The 18,992-nt window shown below is 60.4% G+C and carries 21 protein-coding genes; 9 read left to right on the forward strand and 12 right to left on the reverse strand.

Features of this window, described 5'->3' with window-relative positions; genetic code table 11:
* Positions 1–2: 2 nt before the first annotated feature.
* Positions 3–944: an SMC-Scp complex subunit ScpB gene (scpB, locus tag TK06_RS28035; RefSeq protein ID WP_063324679.1), complete on the forward strand. Its 942-nt coding sequence runs from the start codon at positions 3–5 to the stop codon at positions 942–944.
* 297 nt (positions 945–1,241) lie between these two features.
* The gene (rluB, locus tag TK06_RS28040) at positions 1,242–2,477 is read left to right on the forward strand and encodes a 23S rRNA pseudouridine(2605) synthase RluB (RefSeq protein ID WP_063324680.1); all 1,236 of its coding nucleotides are present in this window, start codon (positions 1,242–1,244) and stop codon (positions 2,475–2,477) included.
* Positions 2,478–2,658: 181 nt separating this feature from the next.
* Here the strand turns inward: rluB and TK06_RS28045 are convergent, their stop codons facing one another.
* Together TK06_RS28045 and TK06_RS32825 are read right to left on the reverse strand one after the other, a co-directional pair.
* Positions 2,659–3,624, reverse strand: coding sequence for a hypothetical protein (locus tag TK06_RS28045; protein WP_063324681.1), 966 nt, complete (start codon positions 3,622–3,624; stop codon positions 2,659–2,661).
* A 92-nt stretch (positions 3,625–3,716) separates the two neighbouring features.
* Positions 3,717–3,854, reverse strand: coding sequence for a hypothetical protein (locus tag TK06_RS32825; protein ID WP_003178782.1), 138 nt, complete (start codon positions 3,852–3,854; stop codon positions 3,717–3,719).
* 938 nt (positions 3,855–4,792) lie between these two features.
* On the opposite strand from TK06_RS32825, the gene TK06_RS28050 reads away from it, so the two are divergent.
* Together TK06_RS28050 and arfB are read left to right on the forward strand one after the other, a co-directional pair.
* On the forward strand, positions 4,793–6,211 hold the full coding sequence (locus TK06_RS28050) for an amino acid permease (RefSeq protein WP_063324682.1): 1,419 nt from the start codon (positions 4,793–4,795) through the stop codon (positions 6,209–6,211).
* A gap of 338 nt (positions 6,212–6,549) precedes the next feature.
* Positions 6,550–6,963, forward strand: coding sequence for an alternative ribosome rescue aminoacyl-tRNA hydrolase ArfB (gene arfB / locus TK06_RS28055; RefSeq protein WP_063324683.1), 414 nt, complete (start codon positions 6,550–6,552; stop codon positions 6,961–6,963).
* On the opposite strand, the gene TK06_RS28060 is transcribed toward arfB, so the two are convergent.
* The 4 genes from TK06_RS28060 to TK06_RS28070 all read right to left on the reverse strand — a co-directional run bounded on the left by TK06_RS28060 (position 6,960) and on the right by TK06_RS28070 (position 9,838).
* A complete protein-coding gene (locus tag TK06_RS28060; RefSeq protein WP_063324684.1) occupies positions 6,960–8,159 on the reverse strand; it encodes an MFS transporter in 1,200 nt (399 codons plus the stop codon). The two genes, arfB and TK06_RS28060, sit on opposite strands and share 4 nt — an antisense overlap.
* A 102-nt stretch (positions 8,160–8,261) precedes the next feature.
* The gene (locus tag TK06_RS28065; RefSeq protein ID WP_086936732.1) at positions 8,262–8,492 is read right to left on the reverse strand and encodes a hypothetical protein; all 231 of its coding nucleotides are present in this window, start codon (positions 8,490–8,492) and stop codon (positions 8,262–8,264) included.
* Between the two features lie 37 nt (positions 8,493–8,529).
* Positions 8,530–8,673: a hypothetical protein gene (locus TK06_RS32830; RefSeq protein ID WP_003204853.1), complete on the reverse strand. Its 144-nt coding sequence runs from the start codon at positions 8,671–8,673 to the stop codon at positions 8,530–8,532.
* Between the two features lie 142 nt (positions 8,674–8,815).
* Positions 8,816–9,838 carry a transporter gene (locus TK06_RS28070; RefSeq protein WP_063324685.1) on the reverse strand — a complete coding sequence of 341 codons (1,023 nt, stop codon included), beginning with the start codon at positions 9,836–9,838 and terminating at the stop codon, positions 8,816–8,818.
* A 244-nt stretch (positions 9,839–10,082) separates the two neighbouring features.
* Between TK06_RS28070 and TK06_RS28075 the strand changes: the two genes are divergently transcribed.
* Positions 10,083–11,708 carry a methyl-accepting chemotaxis protein gene (locus TK06_RS28075; protein WP_063324686.1) on the forward strand — a complete coding sequence of 542 codons (1,626 nt, stop codon included), beginning with the start codon at positions 10,083–10,085 and terminating at the stop codon, positions 11,706–11,708.
* An 80-nt stretch (positions 11,709–11,788) separates the two neighbouring features.
* On the opposite strand, the gene TK06_RS28080 is transcribed toward TK06_RS28075, so the two are convergent.
* Positions 11,789–12,094 carry a PepSY domain-containing protein gene (locus TK06_RS28080; protein WP_063324687.1) on the reverse strand — a complete coding sequence of 102 codons (306 nt, stop codon included), beginning with the start codon at positions 12,092–12,094 and terminating at the stop codon, positions 11,789–11,791.
* Positions 12,095–12,217: 123 nt separating this feature from the next.
* The gene (locus TK06_RS28085; RefSeq protein ID WP_063324688.1) at positions 12,218–13,345 is read right to left on the reverse strand and encodes a glycerophosphodiester phosphodiesterase; all 1,128 of its coding nucleotides are present in this window, start codon (positions 13,343–13,345) and stop codon (positions 12,218–12,220) included.
* A gap of 243 nt (positions 13,346–13,588) precedes the next feature.
* Between TK06_RS28085 and TK06_RS28090 the strand changes: the two genes are divergently transcribed.
* Positions 13,589–13,915 (forward strand): DUF2025 family protein, encoded by a 327-nt coding sequence (locus TK06_RS28090; RefSeq protein WP_063324689.1) that lies wholly within the window; start codon positions 13,589–13,591, stop codon positions 13,913–13,915.
* 216 nt (positions 13,916–14,131) lie between these two features.
* On the opposite strand, the gene TK06_RS28095 is transcribed toward TK06_RS28090, so the two are convergent.
* A complete protein-coding gene (locus TK06_RS28095; RefSeq protein WP_063324690.1) occupies positions 14,132–14,446 on the reverse strand; it encodes an antibiotic biosynthesis monooxygenase family protein in 315 nt (104 codons plus the stop codon).
* Positions 14,443–15,153 (reverse strand): CTP synthase C-terminal region-related (seleno)protein, encoded by a 711-nt coding sequence (locus TK06_RS28100; protein ID WP_063324691.1) that lies wholly within the window; start codon positions 15,151–15,153, stop codon positions 14,443–14,445. The genes TK06_RS28095 and TK06_RS28100 overlap by 4 nt, the downstream gene beginning before the upstream one ends.
* Before the next feature lie 14 nt (positions 15,154–15,167).
* Between TK06_RS28100 and TK06_RS28105 the strand changes: the two genes are divergently transcribed.
* A complete protein-coding gene (locus tag TK06_RS28105; protein ID WP_086936733.1) occupies positions 15,168–16,115 on the forward strand; it encodes a LysR family transcriptional regulator in 948 nt (315 codons plus the stop codon).
* A 92-nt stretch (positions 16,116–16,207) separates the two neighbouring features.
* Positions 16,208–16,741: a DUF1003 domain-containing protein gene (locus TK06_RS28110; protein ID WP_063324693.1), complete on the forward strand. Its 534-nt coding sequence runs from the start codon at positions 16,208–16,210 to the stop codon at positions 16,739–16,741.
* 23 nt (positions 16,742–16,764) lie between these two features.
* Here TK06_RS28110 and TK06_RS28115 read toward each other — a convergent pair whose 3' ends face one another.
* Entirely contained in the window at positions 16,765–17,373 is a 609-nt protein-coding gene (locus tag TK06_RS28115; protein ID WP_063324694.1) for a TetR/AcrR family transcriptional regulator, read from the reverse strand.
* Between the two features lie 190 nt (positions 17,374–17,563).
* Between TK06_RS28115 and TK06_RS28120 the strand changes: the two genes are divergently transcribed.
* Positions 17,564–18,622 carry an MBL fold metallo-hydrolase gene (locus tag TK06_RS28120; RefSeq protein WP_063324695.1) on the forward strand — a complete coding sequence of 353 codons (1,059 nt, stop codon included), beginning with the start codon at positions 17,564–17,566 and terminating at the stop codon, positions 18,620–18,622.
* A gap of 15 nt (positions 18,623–18,637) precedes the next feature.
* On the opposite strand, the gene TK06_RS28125 is transcribed toward TK06_RS28120, so the two are convergent.
* Positions 18,638–18,955 (reverse strand): helix-turn-helix domain-containing protein, encoded by a 318-nt coding sequence (locus tag TK06_RS28125; RefSeq protein ID WP_063324696.1) that lies wholly within the window; start codon positions 18,953–18,955, stop codon positions 18,638–18,640.
* Between the last annotated feature and the right edge of the window lie 37 nt (positions 18,956–18,992).

Genomic DNA, 18,992 nt, shown 5'->3' on the forward strand with positions numbered 1-18,992 from the left:
CAATGAATCTGACTGAACCCCGCGAGCTGGCCCCCTTGCTTGAAGCTTTCCTGTTGGCCTCGGGAAAGCCGCAATCGATGGAGCGCCTGTTCGAACTCTTCGAAGAAGGCGAGCGACCTGAGCCGGCCGTGTTCAAGAAAGCCCTGACGCTGCTGGGCAAATCCTGCGAGGGACGGGCCTTCGAGCTCAAGGAAGTGGCGTCCGGTTATCGCCTGCAGATCCGCGAGAAGTTCGCGCCATGGGTCGGGCGCCTGTGGGAGGAGCGGCCGCAGCGCTACTCCCGCGCCATGCTCGAAACCATGGCATTGATTGCCTATCGTCAACCGATCACCCGGGGCGAGATCGAAGATGTGCGCGGCGTGGCGGTCAACAGCCATATCGTCAAGACGCTGTTGGAGCGCGAGTGGATCCGCGTCGTCGGCTATCGCGATGTGCCCGGCAAACCGGCGATGTTCGCCACCACCAAGGCCTTTCTCGATCACTTCAACCTGAAGAACCTGGATGACCTGCCGCCGCTGGCCGAACTGCGGGAGCTGGAACCCGAACCGATGCTGGAATTCGACGACGCCCCGGTGCCCCAGGGCCTGCAGGAATTGGCCGACGCCAGTGCCGAGCCTGAGGAGCCGAAGGAAGAGACCAGTTTCCACTCGTTGTTGCTGGAGCTGGACACCATGGAGGAGGGCTTGAAGACCGATTTCGACGACCTGCTGCGTGAGGGGCCGGGGCCTGAAGGCGAGACGGATGAGTTGCCGGAGCCTGACAGCGAGTCGGAGCCTGAACCTGAGCCGGAAGAGGACATCCTCGGCGTTGCCGAAGCCCGGGAAAAACTGCTGGCCGCCGTCGCCGCCCTCCAACCGCCGGAACCCGAACTGAGCGACGAGGAAGCCGAAGCCCGCGCCCTGGCCGAAGCGATCGAAAACGAACGGCGCCAGTTCGACGATTGATTCAACTGGTTTGGAACGCGGTCGCCTGTGGGAGCCGAGCTTGCTCGCGATGACAGAGGAACATTCAGCATCAATGCAAGCTGACCCACCGCTATCGCGAGCAAGCTCGGCTCCCACAGGGGACTTCAGCCACCGGTCGGCGGAAAAAGCGCTGAGCCTGGGTTGATCAGCTAGTCTCAGATGCGCAATTGCCTCAACAGGCGTATGATTCGCGACCCTTTGGCGATCCCTTCGTCCAAGACCCGTTTTCAAAGCGTCAGGCCAAGCCTGACCCGACCACACCGGGAGGTGCCCAGAATGAAAGACCAAGACCAGAACGACAGCCAGGAAATCGGCCCAGCAGGCGAGAAGCTGCAAAAAGTCCTCGCCCGTATCGGCGTCGGTTCGCGCCGTGACGTGGAAGCCTGGATCACTCAGGGCCGGATCAAGGTCAATGGCAAAGATGCCATCTTGGGCCTGCGTGTCGACATGCACGACGCCATCACCATCGATGGCAAGGTGATCAAGCGCGAAGAGGCCGCCGAAACGGTGCGCCGCGTGATCATGTACAACAAGCCCGACGGCGAGATCTGCACCCGCGACGATCCGGAAGGCCGTCCGACCGTGTTCGACAAGATGCCGCGTCCGAAAGAAGGCCGCTGGATCAACATCGGTCGCCTGGACATCAACACCACCGGTTTGCTGATGTTCACCACCGACGGTGAGCTGGCCAACCGTTTGATGCACCCGTCCTACGAGATGGACCGCGAATACGCCGTGCGTGTGCGTGGCGAAGTCGACGACGAGATGATCGAGCGCCTCAAGGCCGGCGTTGTGCTGGAAGACGGCCCGGCGCGTTTCACCGACATCAAGCAGGCGCCCGGCGGTGAAGGCTTCAACCACTGGTATCACTGCGTGGTGATGGAAGGCCGTAACCGTGAAGTACGGCGTTTGTGGGAATCCCAGGGGCTGGTGGTCAGCCGCCTCAAGCGCGTGCGTTTCGGCCCGGTGTTCCTCAACTCCGACCTGCCGATGGGCCGCTGGCGCGAAATGAGCCAGTACGAAGTCGACATCCTGGCGGCCGAAGTGGGTCTCAAGCCGGTGGCGATGCCGCAGATGACCGCCAAGAGCAAGGACAAGCTGGAGCGGATGCAGCGTAAATCCTCGCGCCCGATGGGCAAGACCGAGCGCGTGCGTACGCTGCGTCCGGCTGCTGAAGGCGCACCGACGGGGCCGCGTCCTTCACGCGAGCCGCAGATCGAAGGCGAGCGCCCGGCCCGCAAGCCTGCACCTCGCCAGGACGGCGAGCGTGGCCCACGTACGCCGCGTCCGGCCAATGGTCGGACTGAACGTGGTGAGGGGCGCGGTGCTCCGGCTGGCCGCGGTACGCCAGTCGCCGATCGCCCGGCCGACACCAAGCGTCCGGCCAAGCCCGCGCCGAAAAAGCGCCCGGGTATCGTCCTGGCCGATCGCGATGCGCCATCGGGCAAGCGCCGTGGTGCACCGGCAGGTTCGGGACAGCGTCCGGGGTTCGGGCGTCGTAAGCCGGAGTGAGGCAGCCATGAGCTTCTAGCTGCAAGCTGCAAGAAAAAACGGCAACCACTAGGTTGCCGTTTTTGTGTCTGGCGTTATTGATACGCTGCCGGTGCGGCCGTCTTCGCGAGCAGCTCCACACCACGATCCAGAGGCTGCTCGCTCTTTCTTGCCGCTTGAAGCTCGCCGCTTGCAACTGCCCCTAAAGCACAAACCGCCCATCAAACATCGGCTCGTTATCCAGCGCCAATACGCCGCTCTCGAAAATCAGGTCCAGGTGATGGCTGCCCTTGGCCCCGCCACCGAGTCCCAGGTGCAGGCCGCAATGGCGCTCCTCGAAACCGGCGTTGCGTGCATAAAGACTCTTGACCCCTTCATTGGTGCCGATTCCCAGTTCCTCGATGCGGCGATTGGACGGGTTGGCGTCCAGGTACTTGTTGAAGTCGTGCTCCAGGCCCGGTACGTCGGTGGCGATTTTCTGGATGGTGGAGTCTTCGATCCACAGCTCCAGCGGCGATTGCAGCACGCCGTATTTACGTGCGAACGGGATGGTGCTCAGGAAGGTGCCGACGAAATTCACCCGACCATTGATGGTGTCGCTGTGAGTGGCGATTTCGCCGGGCGCCAGGTCGTAGTTGCCGAGGCCGTTGATGTCGGTCCACTTCTTCACGCCGCCCAGGACTGTGTCGAAATATGAACCGTGGTCATCCTGGAAACTCAGGGTCGCCGCCTGGGACATGCGTCGGATCAGGTGACTGTTGAGCCCGGCGATACGCTGGGGAATCACGCTGAAGGTGTCGTAGAAGTAGTCGCCGTAGTCCTTGAACAGCAGCGATTTCTTCCAGTTGTCGGCCATCACGCCTTGCAGTGCGCGGACAAAGTCCGGGCCGTCGGGACGAGGGTTGGGCAGGGTGGAGGAGTCGTAGAAGAAAATATACAGATCGCTGTCGGCAATGGCCTTGGACAGGCGCTCCGTGGGTTCGAGGTCCAGGCGCATGGCACTGAACCGGAAAGGCGAGCCGCTGCCCGCCTGTTCGGCGATGGCGCCGGTCAGCGCTTCGTAGTCAGCGGTATGGCCGAGCAACACCTTGGCGGGCTGGATGCCGGCCAGGGCGGGATGGTGTTCGAGGTAGTAAAGGAAATGTGAGATGGCTCGTTGCGTGTCCATGCTTATTCTTCCCTGACAAGTTCATTAAACGTCCCTGACAACCGGCAAAAGTGGCGGAGTCGACCGGCCGGATCGCCTCCGCCGGGCGGTGCCTACAGAGGCCACATCGCCGTGCCGAATGGAACGACGGCATCGGCCTGCATCATTTCAACGGCGGCTTCATGGGTTGGGGCTTCAAACCATTCGTCCAGTTGCAGTTCGGTTTCCAAGTCTTTGTCCAGTGCTTGCATAGTGAATCTCCTAGATGACTTTTACGGAAATAAGCGGCTCGCTTCGGCGAGTGGAAACAGGCCGGCGACGGCACCGCAGAACTTGTCGGCACGATGCCTTGGCAAGTCGCTGAAAACCTAGTCGAGGGAATTTTGGATTGCAAAAAAATAATTTATTTTTTTTCGTTTGAACTTTTTGTTCCATTTTTAGCGACGACATTACTCATTCAAAAACAGCCGCCTGGGTGTTTTTTTAAATAGGTAGCTACCTACCGTCAATTTGCAGTCAGCTTACGGAAATTTCCTACTTGGAAAGTTTGCGTGACGGGCTGTAAAGAAATGTTGACGTAAAAGGCCGGCCGAGAGGGGCTGAAACGTGGTTTTCCCAAAGCGTAAGAAAAAACTTCCGTAAGCCCCGCCCTGCAGGGGGTTGCGAGGCTCTGGCCCGCTTGTTTCGAATCGATGGGCAGGGTGAGATGCGCCCCATGCCTGTCGTGCAGGTGAATAACAAGAAGGAGGCGCAATGAACGCCGCAGCTCAAGTGCATTTCTCCCGTCGTAGCGTTTTTAGCGCTACACCCTTCAGGGGCTCGCAAGGGCCTGGACACTTTTTTGCAGCCGCCCGGCCTGTTCGGGGCGGCCCCATGCAATCCCGGCAAACGACACGCTGATCCGGTGGTGTCTGGCAGCAGGGGGTCAGCGGTGTACAATGCGCCGCGTTTTACTGTGACCCTTCGCGTACCCACGCACTTTCAAGGTTATCCGCCTTGTTCACTCCGTCACGCCACAAGCGTGTCGGGTTCGATTTCGTCACAGATAAAAACAAACAGGTGACGCATGACCGTTGTAAAAACGCTGAATTCCTGGTGCCTGCGCTGGGGTTTGATCGGCGCTGCTTGAGATCCGATTCGAGCGGCAACGTCTAACGAACATCATCAAACCTTGCGTGAGACCCTTTTCATGAGTGGACAAAACTCGCATTCGGGCGAGCTGAAACGCGGCCTGAAAAATCGCCACATTCAACTGATCGCCCTCGGTGGCGCGATCGGCACTGGCTTGTTTCTCGGCTCGGCGGGGGTGCTGAAATCAGCCGGCCCGTCGATGATCCTTGGCTACGCCATCTGCGGCTTCATCGCCTTCATGATCATGCGCCAGTTGGGCGAAATGATCGTCGAAGAGCCAGTCGCCGGGTCCTTCAGCCATTTCGCCCACAAGTACTGGGGCGGTTTCGCCGGGTTCCTGTCGGGTTGGAACTGCTGGATTCTCTACATCCTGGTGGGCATGTCCGAACTGACCGCAGTGGGCAAGTACATCCATTACTGGGCGCCGGATATCCCGACCTGGGTGTCGGCGGCGGCGTTTTTCATCCTGATCAACGTCATCAACCTGGCCAACGTCAAAGTCTTCGGCGAGGCCGAGTTCTGGTTCGCGATCATCAAGGTCGTGGCGATTGTCGGCATGATTGCCCTGGGCAGCTATTTGCTGGTCAGTGGCCACGGCGGCCCGCAAGCGTCGGTGACCAACCTGTGGTCCCATGGTGGGTTTTTCCCCAACGGCGTCAGCGGCCTGGTGATGGCCATGGCGATCATCATGTTCTCTTTTGGTGGCCTGGAAATGCTCGGTTTCACCGCCGCTGAGGCCGACAAACCGAAAACCGTGATCCCCAAGGCCATTAACCAGGTGATCTACCGGATCCTGATTTTCTACATCGGTGCGCTCGTGGTGCTGCTGTCCCTGACGCCCTGGGACAGCCTGCTGAGCACGCTCAACGCCTCCGGCGATGCCTACAGCGGCAGCCCGTTCGTGCAGGTGTTCTCGATGCTGGGCAGCAACACCGCGGCGCATATCCTCAACTTCGTGGTGCTGACCGCCGCGCTGTCGGTGTACAACAGCGGCACCTATTGCAACAGCCGTATGTTGCTGGGCATGGCCGAGCAGGGCGATGCGCCCAAGGTCTTGTCCAAGATCGACAAGCGCGGCGTGCCGGTGCGTTCGATCCTCGCGTCGGCGGCGGTCACGCTGGTGGCGGTGCTGTTGAATTACCTGATCCCGCAACATGCGCTGGAGTTGCTGATGTCGCTGGTGGTCGCGACCCTGGTGATCAACTGGGCGATGATCAGCTACTCGCACTTCAAGTTCCGCCAGCACATGAACCAGACCCATCAGACGCCGCTGTTCAAGGCGCTGTGGTACCCGTACGGCAACTACATCTGCCTGGCGTTCGTGGTGTTCATCCTGGGCGTGATGTTGTTGATCCCGGGCATCCAGGTATCGGTCTATGCGATTCCGGTGTGGGTGGTGTTCATGGCCGTGTGCTATTGGATCAAGAACAAGCGCAGTGCGCGGCAGGAACTGGCTGTGGCGGCTGCAGCCAAGTAATCCATCTTGAAAATACAACAAACCCGGCGAAGTGCCGTAATGCGGTTCACTCAAGGCAATCGACAAACCCGTGGCGAGGGAGCTTGCTCCCGCTGGGCCGCGAAGCGGCCCCAAAACCTGCCAGATGCGGAGCATCAGACATACCGCACCCGCCGGTTTACGCCTGCTTCGCAGCCGAACGGGAGCAAGCTCCCTCGCCACAGGTCCATCATTTTTCTTGAATGAACCGCATTAGGCCAAGTGCCGGGTTTGTCGTTTCCGGCTCACACCTCCCACAGGGTTAGGCGTTGCCGGGGGGATTCGCGGTATCCTGTGGGGCCTGATACCGGACACTTTCCATGCTGGCGATTTCCAACACCGTGCACATCCCGGATGCCGAGATCGAGTTGACGGCCATCCGCGCCCAGGGGGCCGGGGGGCAGAACGTCAACAAGGTCTCCAGTGCCGTGCATTTGCGCTTCGACATTCCGGCCTCGTCGCTGCCCGAGTTCTACAAGGAGCGGCTGCTGGCCCTGCGTGACAGTCGCATTACCAGCGACGGTGTATTGATCATCAAGGCCCAGCAGTACCGCACCCAGGAACAGAACCGGGCCGATGCCCTGGAGCGCCTGCTCGAGCTGATCCTCAGCGCCACCAAGGTCGAGAAGAAGCGCCGTCCGACCAAACCGACCCTGGGTTCGAAAAAGCGTCGCCTGGAATCCAAGACCAAGCGCGGCTCGATCAAGGCCGGCCGCGGCAAGGTGGACTTCTAGCTTTTCTCCCGTTCCTGGCGATGCCTCGGCGCCTGTCGGTACAGATAGACACTCAATGCCAACCCGCCCAGGGCCGCGAATGCGGCGAACAGAAAGATCGAGGCAAAGCCGAAGCCCGCAGCAATCGCACCGGCCAGCGGTCCGGTGATCCCCAGCGACAAATCAATGAACAGTGAATAAGCCCCCACCGCCGCCCCACGGCTGGAGGCCGGCACCAGGTTGACCGCTTCCACGCCCAGCGCAGGAAACACCAGGGAGAAGCCGAAACCGCTCAACGCCGCGCCCGCCAGGGCCCAGTGGGCATCCGGTGCGAGCCACAACAGCAACAGGCCCAGGGTTTCCACCGACAGGCAGGCAATGGCGACGCGGAAGCCGCCCATTCGGTTGATCAGGTTGCCAAAGAGCAAGCGCGCGCCGATGAAGCTGGCGCCGAACAGGCTCAGGCACAACACCGCGTTGTCCCAATGCTGGGTTGCGTAGTACAGGGTGATGAACGTGGCGATGGTGCCAAACCCGATGGAGCCCAGGGCCAGGCCGCAGCCGTGGGGCAGGACGCGCCCCAGCACGTGCATGAACGGCAGGCGTTCGCCAGTGACGATGGGCGCGGCGGTTTTGCGCCAGGCCAATGCCAACCCCAGCAAACCGAGCAAGATAATGCTAACGCCCATGCTCCACAGCCCCAGCGCATTGACCAGCCACACCCCCAGCGGTGCGCCGATCGCCAGCGCGCCGTAACTGGCGATACCGTTCCAGGAAATCACCTTGGCGGTATTCGCCGCGCCGACCCGGCCGATGCCCCAGCCAATCGAACCGGAGCCCACCAGGCTTTCCGCGCTGCCGAGCACCAGACGACCGATCAGCAGGCTGATCAGGCTGAACGTGGGCAGGTGGGGCGTCCAGGCAGAGACCAGCATGAACACGCCGCTCAGTCCGCAGCCGGCGAGGCCGAACATCACCGCGCGCTTGCTCCCCAGGTTATCGATGATTCGCCCGGCGTAAGGACGACTGAGCAGGGTGGCCAGGTATTGCACGCTGATCACCAACCCGGCGATCACCGCGCCGAAGCCCAGTTCGCCGTGGACGAACCCGGGCAGCACGGCCAGGGGAATGCCGATATTCAGGTAGCCGATGAAGGTGAACAGGACGATGGAAACGACTTGCAGCGTGACCGCCAGGGGGCGCTGGGAATCTGACATGGGGTAAAGGTCCACGGAGCAGCAGGATAGATAGGCTGCTTATGATAACGGCGACCGTGGGGTCAGGGCGCAGAAAAGTAAAACTATTTGCCCAATGGTGGTTCAGTTGCCGCTCTCACCGCTGAGCAGGCGTGTGGTGACCAGTGCGGCGATGGCGTTTTCTTCGCTGCCAAAACGCGCCAGCAGGGCCGCTCGTTTCTCGGCAGGAAGGCGGGTCCAGATATCGACCATTTTTTCGGCAGTGCCGATCAGCACGCTGGCCTGGGCTTCGCTGAATGGAGGGGTGTCATCGGTCATGGAGGGCTCGGGGTTCAGGCGGTGTGGAAAGCGCATCTTAGCGCTTTCCACACGGTCTGGTGGTGCGGGTCAATCAGTCTTCGCTGTCGGCCTGGCGGCGTTCAGTGGCTTCTTTTGGCTCGGGTTGCTGGGCGTCTGCTTGCCCCCCGGCTTGTAGCGTGGTCGTCTGCTCAGTGTCGTGCAGGCTTGGGAAGGGGAGATTAGGGATCTCGTGCATATCGCGCTCCTCGCAAGGTCTGTGGATAGATCTGGTAGATCCGCGCTTTTACAAAGCCTGGGCAGGATACAGCAGGAGAAATGACAAAAAGACTTTTAAATCCCGTCGGGCCGACAAAAGGGATTGTCTAGACACGTCATGTTCAATAGTCACCTCGCTTGCGAAATGCCCAGCGGCCGGCAATCAGCGTGAAGGTTGCCACCAGTGCCACCAGGATCCAGAAGCCTTCGGGATCGCTGGCAAGCGGCACGCCACCGACGTTCATGCCAAAGAACCCGGCAATGATGTTGATGGGCAACGCCAATACCGTGACCACCGTCAGGGTGAACAGGGTGCGGTTGCTTTGTTCGTTGAGATTGGCGGCGATTTCTTCCTGGAGCAGCTTGATCCGTTCACTCAACGCGGTGAGGTCGTTGATGATCAGGGCGAACTCCTCGGTGGATTTGCGCAGCTCCTTGACGTCTTCTTTCTGCAACCATTGCGGCGGGCGGTTGAGCAGACGTAGCAATGAACCCGGCTCCAGGGCCAGCAAGCGCTGCAAGCGCACCAGCACCCGGCGGTTGCTGCCCAGCTCGGCGCGGTTGGTGGACAGCCGCGAGGACAGCAATTGATCTTCGACCTGGTCGACGCTCAGGCTGGTCTTGCGCACGATCTGGGTCAGCACTTCGCCCTGGTCGCGCAGCAAGTGCACGAGTAATTCCACTGGCGAGCGAAAGCACTCGCCGGCCTTCACCGACGAGCGCAGCTTGTCGACCGAGTGCAAGGGTTGCAGGCGCGCGCTGACGATCAATCGGCTGTGCACGCAAACCCACAAGGTGGAGACATCCGAGGACACCATATTGCTGAGGTTGAACACGACATCGTTCACTACGGCCAGCAACGCCGAGTCGACATGCTCGATGCGGGTCGAGCGCGAGCCTTCGTGCAAGGCTTCGAAAAATTCCTGGGGCAGGGCCAGGTGACCTTTCATCCAGCGCTCGCACGCAGCGTGGGCCAGGTTCAGGTGCAGCCAGAGGAACTCATCCGAGTCTTGCGGGTGTTGCAGGCTCCGTAAGGCCTGGGCCGAATCGATTTCCTGCCCGCGTTCGCCGGGGCGGAAACGGAACCCGTAAAGCAGGCCGAACAGGTCCGGATCACGGTGGCTTTGATCAAGGCTGTGGTTCATGAAGTCTCGCTGGCGGGAAGTGCCTGTCGCGGCTACAGGTTCACTTGAACGCCATCTTCGCAAGCTTTCTTGATGGTTTTGTGACAGTTCCATCCGCACCGCCAAGCTGGCGCTACCGGCAGTCGCCTAGTTTCAAGAATGCCCCGGGCAGGCCGATGTCGTGTACATATCCCCCGTATTCGCTGTGTTGCGGACATGGGGGCGGGACATCGTTCCTGTTCCTCTTGCTTAGAGATTGCTCCCCATGATTCTACAAAAATCCCTTCGAGCCCAGATTCTCGCCCTGTTGAGCGGCAGCCTGCTGGCGATGTTGCTGATCGCCCTGGCGTCCTTTCATTTCCTTTCCAATGGTGTCCAGAACTATCGCAACCTGATCGATGGACCGTTGCGTGCCTCGCAATTGATCGACGAGGCCAACCTGCAGTTCAAGGTGCAGGTGCAGGAATGGAAAAACGTCCTGCTGCGCGGCAAGCAGCCGGCGGACCTGGATAAATACTGGAAGCAGTTCGAGGAACGTCAGCGTGAGGTCCAAGACATCCTTGGCCAATTGAGCGGGCATGAAGGTGTGCCGGCGCCAATCAAGACCCGCATCGTGGCCCTGCGCGATGAACATCGTCAGTTGGGTGCTGCCTACCAAAAGGGCCGTGACGCATTTGTCGCCTCCGGTGGCGATTCGGCGGCGGGCGATGCGGCGGTCAAGGGCGTGGACCGTGCGGCCAGTGAGCAAATGAGTGCGCTGGTGGTGGAGCTGCGCAAGCTGGGCACCGAGCAATCGACGCTGATCAGTGCCGGCGCCGATCGCACGATTATGCTGGGCACCGTGATCATGCTGGTGTCGGGCGTGCTGATTGGGCTGTTCAGCCTGTGGCTGGTCAATCGCAACCTGGTTCAACCGATCCGTAACCTGATCGACTACGTGACCCGACTCAGCCATGGGCGTTTCGCCGAGCGTGTGACGAGCAACCGTCAGGACGAGTTGGGCAATCTGGCGGTAGCGGCCAACACATTGCGCGATTTCCTTGCCGAAACCTTTACCCGCCTGCAACGCAGTGCCACGGAACTGGACAGTGCCAGCGGTGAGCTCAATGCCATCGCCAGCCTGATGAGCCAGGGCACCAGCGAGCAATTCGAACGCACCGATCAGGTGGCGACGGCGATGAACGAAATGTCCGCCACGGCCCAGGAAGTGGCCCGCCATGCGGCTGACGCTGCAAGGGCGGCCGATGACGCCGATCAATCGGCGCAACAGGGCGAGAAGGTCATGCAAGGGACCATTCACACCATCACCCGGATGCGCGGCGAGATCGCCAACACGGCCACGGTCATCCGTCAGTTGGAAACCGACAGCGGGCGCATCGGCAAGGTGCTGGAGGTGATCCGCGGGATCGCCGAACAGACCAACCTGCTGGCCCTCAATGCTGCCATCGAAGCCGCGCGAGCCGGGGAGGCGGGGCGCGGTTTCGCGGTGGTCGCCGATGAGGTCCGCAGCCTGGCCCAGCGTACGGCTTCGTCAATCATCGAGATCAACCAGATTATCCAGACTGTACAAACGGGAGCGGTGGACGCGGCCCACGCCATTGAGAGTGGGCAATCGCGCAGCGAAGAAAGTGTGGAGCAAGTGACCCAGGCCGGTGTGATGCTCGAACGCATCACCCAGGCTGTCGAAGCGATTCGCGACATGAACCGCCAGATCGCCACCGCAGCCGAAGAGCAGACTTCCGTGGCCGAAGACATTTCCCGCAACCTGACGGAAATCACCTGCATTGCCAGCACTAACCTGGACAATGTGCAGCGCACCGAAGCCGCCAGTCGGGATTTGCACGGTTTGTCGGGACAGTTGAATGAAGTGACGGCGCGGTTAAGTGCCTGACGGTCGTTCGCGACAGGTATCGATAAACGCAAAAGAGCCGCGCAACCCCAAGGTTGCGCGGCTCTTTTTTTGCAGATGGATCAAGTGTCTTGCTTGTTGCTCAAGACTTTGCCGGTCGTGGCATCGAAATCAACATCAAACTCTTTGCCGTCGGCGGTTTTCAATTCGACTTCATATTCATAACCGTTGAAGTGGTTATCCAGGTCGGTGTCGGTGATGGTCGCGCCCGGGTGCAACTTCAGGGCTTCGTCGTTCATCGACTCAAGGGACTTGATCTTGCCTTCCTTGACCAGTTGGGGAATCTGATCGACGCGAACATCTGCCTGGGCCAGGCCAGCAGTCAGGGTCAGGGCAGCGGCGGTAAACAGGGCAGTCAATGTTTTCATGAGTTCTTTCCTTGGTGTCGTTAAGGGTGAGTCGTTTAAGTGAGCTCAGATTAACTGTGGCAACTTAATTCACCCTTAATTCGAAAAAACCTGAAGCAAGTTGCCTGGCAACCGTCTTGCGACTCAGTAGCCATTGTTTTCCAATAGTTGCGCCACGCTGCCTGTCTCGGGACGCTGGAAGTACTTGAGCAACTCATTGGCACGGTTGGTGAAGATGCCATCGACACCGGCATCCATCACTTTCTTGAAGTCCACCGCTTCATCCACGGTGTAGACATGCACCAGCAGACCCTGGTCATGGGTGTACTGGTTCATCCACGGTTGCACCAGGTCCGCGTAACTCTGGCTGCCGCCATGGGTCAACGCCGCGGATGGCCCGGTACCAACGGCGCCCTGGGCCTTGGCGTACTGAATCCACTTTTCGAATTCAGCCTTGTCCTTGGGTTCCTGCTTGGCGTAATAGGCGGCCTTGTCCGTTTCGCCGGACTCGGCAAAAGGCACCTTGGATTTGGGCTCGATGTTGCCTTCGCCCACCCACAACAGCAGGATCTTCGGCACCTTCGGCATCTCTTTGTGCAGCAGTTCGAGACTGCTCTTTTCAAAGGTCTGCAAGACGACTTTGCCCTTGCCCTGGCCGACCCCCGTGGCCCGCTTGGCCAGTTTCGACCCGGCCGGGCTCAGCCAACCGCGGTCTTGCAGTTTGTCCTTCAGGTCGCGCTCGATGCCGGGGAACAGTTTCGGCTCTTTGGTTTCGATGTACAGCCCGGGCTTTTGCTGCGGATTGCCCTCGGCGATATTGATCACTTCATCGAGGGTCAGGATCTTCAGGCCGGCGAACGAAGGGCGCGCGCGATCCGGGTAAGCGGTGTTGAACCAACTGCCGGCATCGAGGGTTTTGAGCTCCGCCATGGTGAATTCGTTGGCGGTGCTGTCCTTACGCTCGGGGAATTTGACCGCGACATCCGTGGTGCGCAGCAGGCTGTCGTCATGCAGGACGAACAACACGCCGTCCTTGCTGCGTTGCAGGTCCAGTTCCAGGTAATCGGCGCCCAGGTCGCGGGCCAGCTTGTAGGCGGCAGCGGTAGATTCCGGCGCGTCGAACGAGGCCCCGCGGTGGGCGATCACGGCGGGGTGCGGAATGCCTTGGAGGCTTGCCAGGGCCTTGGGGTTCGGGTTCTCGGACGCTTGGGTCTGGCCGAAGCCGAGCAACAGGCTCAGCATCAAGGCGGTGCGGGTGAAGGTGACAGGCATGCTCGAAATCCTTTCGTCGGTGTGCAAAAAACTATCTTTTAACAACTGAACGCGGTCGGCGCTATCGCCATACCGACATAAAGCTGTGCAAAGAAGATTTTTCCCACGCATTTCCAGGCCGCTTTGCAGTACCCTTGCCGCATCAGTTTCCCCGGCAGAGGGAAACCTTAAATCCTGTGTCCGCTTGCCCTGCGTGTAAACCATTGATCAGACGTCCTGAGGGACGCATCCATGAGGTTTACCATGCGCACCACTTCGACATTCATCTGCCAGGCCGCCGACCAGCTCAAGGGTTTTGTCGGCTTGAACCGCAAGACTGGCCAGTACATCGTGCGTTTCAGCGAAGACGCTTTCGGCATGGACGTGGCCGACGACGGCATCATCCCCACCTGCGAATTTGTCTGGGCCCCCGTGGCAGACGGCACCATGGCCCTCAAGCGCGAGCGGATCCAGTTGCTGCTAGACCAGCACATCGACGACCGGATCAACCTCACCGAACCCTTGCGGGTGTACATGGCCCGCAGTGATTTGCCAGAGATCGTGGCGGTGCGGCAGTTGGTGGAGGGCTGAAGCCCTCGATCTTGCGTTGAACAGAGATCCTGTGGGAGCCCACAAGGATTTTTGGAATGGCACGGTCCTGTGGCGAGGGAGCTTGCTCCCGCCGGGTCGCGCAGCGGCCCGCAAAAAAGCGATGAGCGCTGCGCACTCAAGCCGGAGAAGGCTCCCTCGCCACAAAAGCTTCCCTGCTATCACGCTACAGATTGATCAACGGTAAACACTGTGACATTAGATTGGGCGTTGGAAGGCATAGTCGCGTTCGACCTTGCACACCCTCGTATGGCAATGGCTATACCAGGTGGAGCGGCCGCGCTCACGGATCGCGCGGTGTTCGGGATGCTGCTTCCAGGCCAGGATCGCGGCTTCATCGCTCCAATAGGACACGGTAATCCCCAGGCCATCTTCGCCACGCGCCGATTCGACACCGAGAAACCCCGGCTGCTCTCGAGCCAAGGCCAGCATGTGCTCGGCGGCTTCGGCGTATCCTTGGTTCCCCTCGGTGCGCAGGGAGGTGAAAATCACTGCGTAGTAGTGGGCGTTCATGGCGTTGTCCTGGCGCAGGCTTGGACAAACGCGCTGACCAGCGGCGGCACGCGCCCTTCCAATGCGGCACGTTCAGGCTGGAACAGCGTGGCGACGAAGAACGGATGGTCCTGCAGCTCCACCGCTCGCAGGCCGCCGGCCGAGTCTCGGGCCACGGGATGCAGGCGCTGATTGAGCAAGTCTTCTTCAAAGTTCGGGTTGACCCCGAAGCGGCAATGGTAGCCCTCGAATACCATCTGGCGACCATAAGCCTTGGCAATCAACGAGTCCGCATCGAGCTGAAGGCTATCGATGGTTTCGATCAAGGCACAGCTCAGCGGCGTCAACAGCGCGCGTTTAGCTTCGGGATCGGTTTCGCCATGGGCGGCATCGGCCCAACCCATCACATTGCGCGCGTATTCCAGCACGGCATGCTGAAAACCACCGCAGGTGCCGAGGAAAGGGCGATGCTGTTCGCGGGCAAAACGAATCGCTTGCACGGCGCCGTCTTCACTTCGGTAAGGACTGCCGGGCACGCACCAGACGCCGTTGAAGTCATTTAGAACGCTGTTGTCAGCGATGGAGTCGGTTGCCAACCATTGGAAGTGAATGTCTTGGCCGGTTTGTCTGGTGATGAGCTCAAGGGCGATGGGGATTGCCCGATGAGCCGTTATCTGGGGGGCATGGTCGCCGACCAGGGCGATGTGTAAAGGACGCTGTTTTTCCATGGGAGAGTCGCCGCTTGTTGATTCCTGGTCGCCACTATAGATTGGCGTTCACGCAATCAATATTGGCGTTTATACAAGTGATCAATGCAGCAGCGCACTATCGTTTGGACTATCCCGACCTGTCCCTGATCCTCGCACTGGTCCGTGGCGGCTCACTGGCCCGGGCCGCTCGATTGCTGCAGGTGGATGTGTCCACGGTGTTTCGTTCGGTACGTCGGCTGGAGGCGGCCCTGGGCCAGCCCTTGTTCGAAAAAAGCCGTTCCGGGTACTTGCCCACGAGCCTGGCCCAGGCGCTGGCCGAGCAAGCCGAGCGCGCCGAACAGGCCTTGGAGGCGGCGCGGGTGGGGGTGGAGCAGGGCGGCGAGGTCATCAGCGGGACGGTACGCTTGACGTGCAGCGACTCGGTCCTGCAAGCGTTGCTGCTGCCTGCGCTGGCGCGTTTCATGCCCGCGTATCCGGCGTTGACCCTTGAGCTGAGCACCTCGAACGACTTCGCCAACCTGAGCCGCCGCGATGCCGACATCGCGTTACGCCTGACCCGTACGCCGCCGGAACACCTGGTCGGTCGAAATCTGGGCGATGTGGCATACCGGGTATGCGCCAGCGCCACCTACCTGCGCTTGGCGAATACGGATGACCTGGCTTCCATGACCTGGATCGCGTCGGACGATTTCCTCCCGGATCACCCCACCGTGGCCTGGCGCCGCCAACATCTACCCGCCGTGGTGCCCGCCTATCGCTGCAACAGCATGCTCTCGGTCACCGAACTGGTGCGAGCCGGCTTGGGTGTGGCGGCGTTGCCGGACTTTCTGATCGATGAACACCAGGGCCTGATACCCCTTGGCGAACCGCTGGAGGGGTATGACACCGCCCTGTGGCTCCTGACTCGCCCTGACTGCCGGGCCTTGCGCTCGGTGGTGAGCTTGTTCGATGAGCTGGGGCGCAATCTGCGCTGGCTCTGACTTTTAACGAGTAGGGTGTGCATGACTCAATGGACGATGGTCCCCAACGGTTATAGTGCCTCAAGCACCCGCCCTTGGCAGAGAACATCACGATGACGAAGTCTTCCCAACCCACTCCCGCCGCACCCGTTGACCACTTGCGTTTTCATCGCCCCCACGCGCATCTGGCGCCGACCTTCGGCAATGACCGCTTTGCGCTGAGAGCGGAGGCGTTCGCGCGTTTTTTCGGGACGCCGATGTTCCTCGGCGCGCAAACCTTGATCGTGCTGATATGGGTCAGCCTGAACCTGGTGGGGGTCTTTCATTTCGATGCTTACCCATTCATTTTGCTGAACCTGGCGTTCAGCCTGCAGTCAGCCTATGCCGCGCCGCTGATTTTGCTGGCACAAACCCGTCAGGCTGCTCGGGACAAAGCCCAGGCGGAAGCCGATGCCCAGCATCGTGAAGCCTTGGCCATCGCCAACAGCGAGCGCCAGGCCCAGTCCGCGCAGAATACGGCGCAGTTGCTTGAGTTGTTGGAACAGAACACCCGCCTGACGGAAATGACCAAGGCATTGACCGAGCGCATCGACAACTTGACCACTGAAATGCACCAGAAGGTCGTGCACAACCCATCGGTGCAGTAGTCCTTCACGCCAGGACTTCTTGATCAAGCCTGGTAACGGCTCAGGAACATGTCGAGGGCCGATTCGATCACCTGGGCTTGCTCCTCCTGGGTCAGGCTGGGTTGCCCCATCGAGACCTGCGGCCAGAAGGCGAACGTCTTGAGCAGCCCATGCATTTGCTGGGCGGCAAATGCCGGTTCCACGGGTTTCAACCGGCCATCGGCCTGGGCTTGGCGAATCCAGGCCGTCAGGCCTTCTTCCCGCTGGCCCATGCGCGACACCATGTCCCGGGCCCGCTCCGGGGAATGAATGGTTGCGGCGATGGCGATGCGCGCCAGGTCAAGGAAGTTCTCATCCGCCAGCATGTGCAGTTTGGCTTGCAGCAACGTTTGCAGCTGCTCCCGTAGCGGCTTTCGCGGGCTGTAGGGCATGTCCTGTTCCGCGGTAATGCTGTTCCATAACCGATTCAGAATTTCGGCAAACAATTCTTCCTTGCTCGGAAAATGGTTATACACCGTGCGCTTCGATACGCCGGCAGTCGCCGCAATCTTGTCCATGCTGGTGATCTCGAAACCGCTGCTACGGAATTCAGCAATCGCGGCCTGGAGGATGGCTTCGCGTTTTCGCTCGGTAAGGCGCTGCGGTACGGTCATGGGCAATTCGTCGGTGAGATGAGAGAACTTACACTCGGCAGTTTACTTGCTACCGGGATTCATGCAATCTAGAAAGTACACCGAGTGGTGTAGTTTTTTGAGTCAAGCGGCTGAGCGTGCATGCAACGGCCATCCAGCGTCCCACAACGGCGAAGCGCAATTGCGCCGACGCCCTTGGAGTTATCGCACCATGACCATTCCCTCTCTTTCGACCGACAATCCGTCCGCCCAAAACGCATCCCGGCGTGAACAGGGCAAGTATCGCAATCATGCCTTCACGCCTCGGGAAGGCTTTGGCACCACCCTGCGTATCATCTGGAACATGATCTTCCACAAGCCGCGCACCACTCGGCCTTCGGGCGCCATCGAGGTTCAACCGCTGTCGCGCGACACCCTGCTGGCCGCGCCGAACAACAGTGTCTGGCGCCTCGGCCATTCCACCGTGCTGCTCAAGCTGCGGGACAAGTTCTGGCTGACCGACCCGGTTTTCTCCGAACGTGCCTCACCCGTGCAATGGGTCGGTCCCAAGCGTTTTCATCAGCCACCCATCAGCCTGGAAGAACTGCCGCCGATCGAAGCAGTGATCCTTTCCCATGATCATTACGATCACCTCGACCATCAGGCCATTCTCAAACTGGCTGCCAAGACTCGCCACTTCCTGGCTCCCTTGGGCGTGGGCGACACCCTGATCAAATGGGGCATCGACGCCAGCAAGGTCCGTCAGTTGGACTGGTGGCAAGGCACCGAAGTGGACGGTATCGAGTTCATTGCCACGCCATCCCAGCATTTTTCCGGTCGCGGCCTGTTCGACAGCAACGGCACGTTATGGGCCTCGTGGGTGATGATCGACGCCGGTACCCGGATTTTCTTCAGCGGCGACACTGGTTATTTCGATGGTTTCAAACGCATCGGCGAGCAATACGGCCCCTTTGATCTGACGCTGATGGAAACTGGTGCCTATAACGTCGACTGGCCGCATGTCCACATGCAGCCGGAGCAAACCCTGCAAGCTCATATCGATCTCAAGGGCCGTTGGCTACTGCCGATCCACAACGGCACATTCGACCTGGCGATGCATGCCTGGTATGAACCCTTCGATCGCATCCTGGCGCTGGCCTGGGAGCGCAACGTCAGCATCGCTACGCCGCAAATGGGCGAAGCATTCACCCTGACGCAGCCGAAACGTGGCCGCGCCTGGTGGCTGGACGTGGAGCCCTCGGCTTATCAGGACCAGCCCGACATGGCCTGACTCCCGACGCATCGATCATTCGATCATTGCGTAGTCTGGGCGCTCCATCGGATCCGGCGTGGCGCCCTTGATGTTCATGCCGCGCCCCGGTGCGAAGCCGGGGAAGAACACCAGGCCCTCGGCCTCCAGCCGAAAGGCCAGGGCCAGGCGGGTCACATCGAGCAACTCGCCCCCAGCCTCGAAGCGGCGGATGGCCTGGACCGAGACGCCGGATTGGCGGGACAGCTCCTCGACACTCCAACCGAGCATGGCTCGCGCCTGTGCACTGTGAGCAGGGGTGAATTGATAGACAGCGATGCGTTGCAGGGTGGTTTTGATTGCGAGAGAGGCCATGGGGGGGCTCCAAAGCTGTGGGATAAAAAAACACTGT

It is taken from the genome of Pseudomonas fluorescens, assembly GCF_001623525.1.
GTDB classification, from domain to species: Bacteria; Pseudomonadota; Gammaproteobacteria; order Pseudomonadales; family Pseudomonadaceae; genus Aquipseudomonas; species Aquipseudomonas fluorescens_Q.

Excerpts from the sequence above, each read along its gene's own strand:
- TK06_RS28080 (WP_063324687.1), bottom strand. The coding sequence starts at position 12,094 with ATGAAAACATTGACTGCCCTGTTTACCGCCGCTGCCCTGACCCTGACT.
- TK06_RS28095 (WP_063324690.1), bottom strand. The coding sequence starts at position 14,446 with ATGAACGCCCACTACTACGCAGTGATTTTCACCTCCCTGCGCACCGAG.
- TK06_RS28065 (WP_086936732.1), bottom strand. The coding sequence starts at position 8,492 with ATGCGCTTTCCACACCGCCTGAACCCCGAGCCCTCCATGACCGATGAC.
- TK06_RS28075 (WP_063324686.1), top strand. The coding sequence starts at position 10,083 with ATGATTCTACAAAAATCCCTTCGAGCCCAGATTCTCGCCCTGTTGAGC.
- TK06_RS28045 (WP_063324681.1), bottom strand. The coding sequence starts at position 3,624 with ATGGACACGCAACGAGCCATCTCACATTTCCTTTACTACCTCGAACAC.
- TK06_RS28060 (WP_063324684.1), bottom strand. The coding sequence starts at position 8,159 with ATGTCAGATTCCCAGCGCCCCCTGGCGGTCACGCTGCAAGTCGTTTCC.
- scpB (WP_063324679.1), top strand. The coding sequence starts at position 3 with ATGAATCTGACTGAACCCCGCGAGCTGGCCCCCTTGCTTGAAGCTTTC.
- TK06_RS28120 (WP_063324695.1), top strand. The coding sequence starts at position 17,564 with ATGACCATTCCCTCTCTTTCGACCGACAATCCGTCCGCCCAAAACGCA.
- TK06_RS28085 (WP_063324688.1), bottom strand. The coding sequence starts at position 13,345 with ATGCCTGTCACCTTCACCCGCACCGCCTTGATGCTGAGCCTGTTGCTC.
- TK06_RS28050 (WP_063324682.1), top strand. The coding sequence starts at position 4,793 with ATGAGTGGACAAAACTCGCATTCGGGCGAGCTGAAACGCGGCCTGAAA.
- TK06_RS28125 (WP_063324696.1), bottom strand. The coding sequence starts at position 18,955 with ATGGCCTCTCTCGCAATCAAAACCACCCTGCAACGCATCGCTGTCTAT.
- TK06_RS28100 (WP_063324691.1), bottom strand. The coding sequence starts at position 15,153 with ATGGAAAAACAGCGTCCTTTACACATCGCCCTGGTCGGCGACCATGCC.
- TK06_RS28090 (WP_063324689.1), top strand. The coding sequence starts at position 13,589 with ATGCGCACCACTTCGACATTCATCTGCCAGGCCGCCGACCAGCTCAAG.
- arfB (WP_063324683.1), top strand. The coding sequence starts at position 6,550 with ATGCTGGCGATTTCCAACACCGTGCACATCCCGGATGCCGAGATCGAG.
- TK06_RS28115 (WP_063324694.1), bottom strand. The coding sequence starts at position 17,373 with ATGACCGTACCGCAGCGCCTTACCGAGCGAAAACGCGAAGCCATCCTC.
- TK06_RS32825 (WP_003178782.1), bottom strand. The coding sequence starts at position 3,854 with ATGCAAGCACTGGACAAAGACTTGGAAACCGAACTGCAACTGGACGAA.
- TK06_RS28110 (WP_063324693.1), top strand. The coding sequence starts at position 16,208 with ATGACGAAGTCTTCCCAACCCACTCCCGCCGCACCCGTTGACCACTTG.
- TK06_RS28070 (WP_063324685.1), bottom strand. The coding sequence starts at position 9,838 with ATGAACCACAGCCTTGATCAAAGCCACCGTGATCCGGACCTGTTCGGC.
- TK06_RS32830 (WP_003204853.1), bottom strand. The coding sequence starts at position 8,673 with ATGCACGAGATCCCTAATCTCCCCTTCCCAAGCCTGCACGACACTGAG.
- rluB (WP_063324680.1), top strand. The coding sequence starts at position 1,242 with ATGAAAGACCAAGACCAGAACGACAGCCAGGAAATCGGCCCAGCAGGC.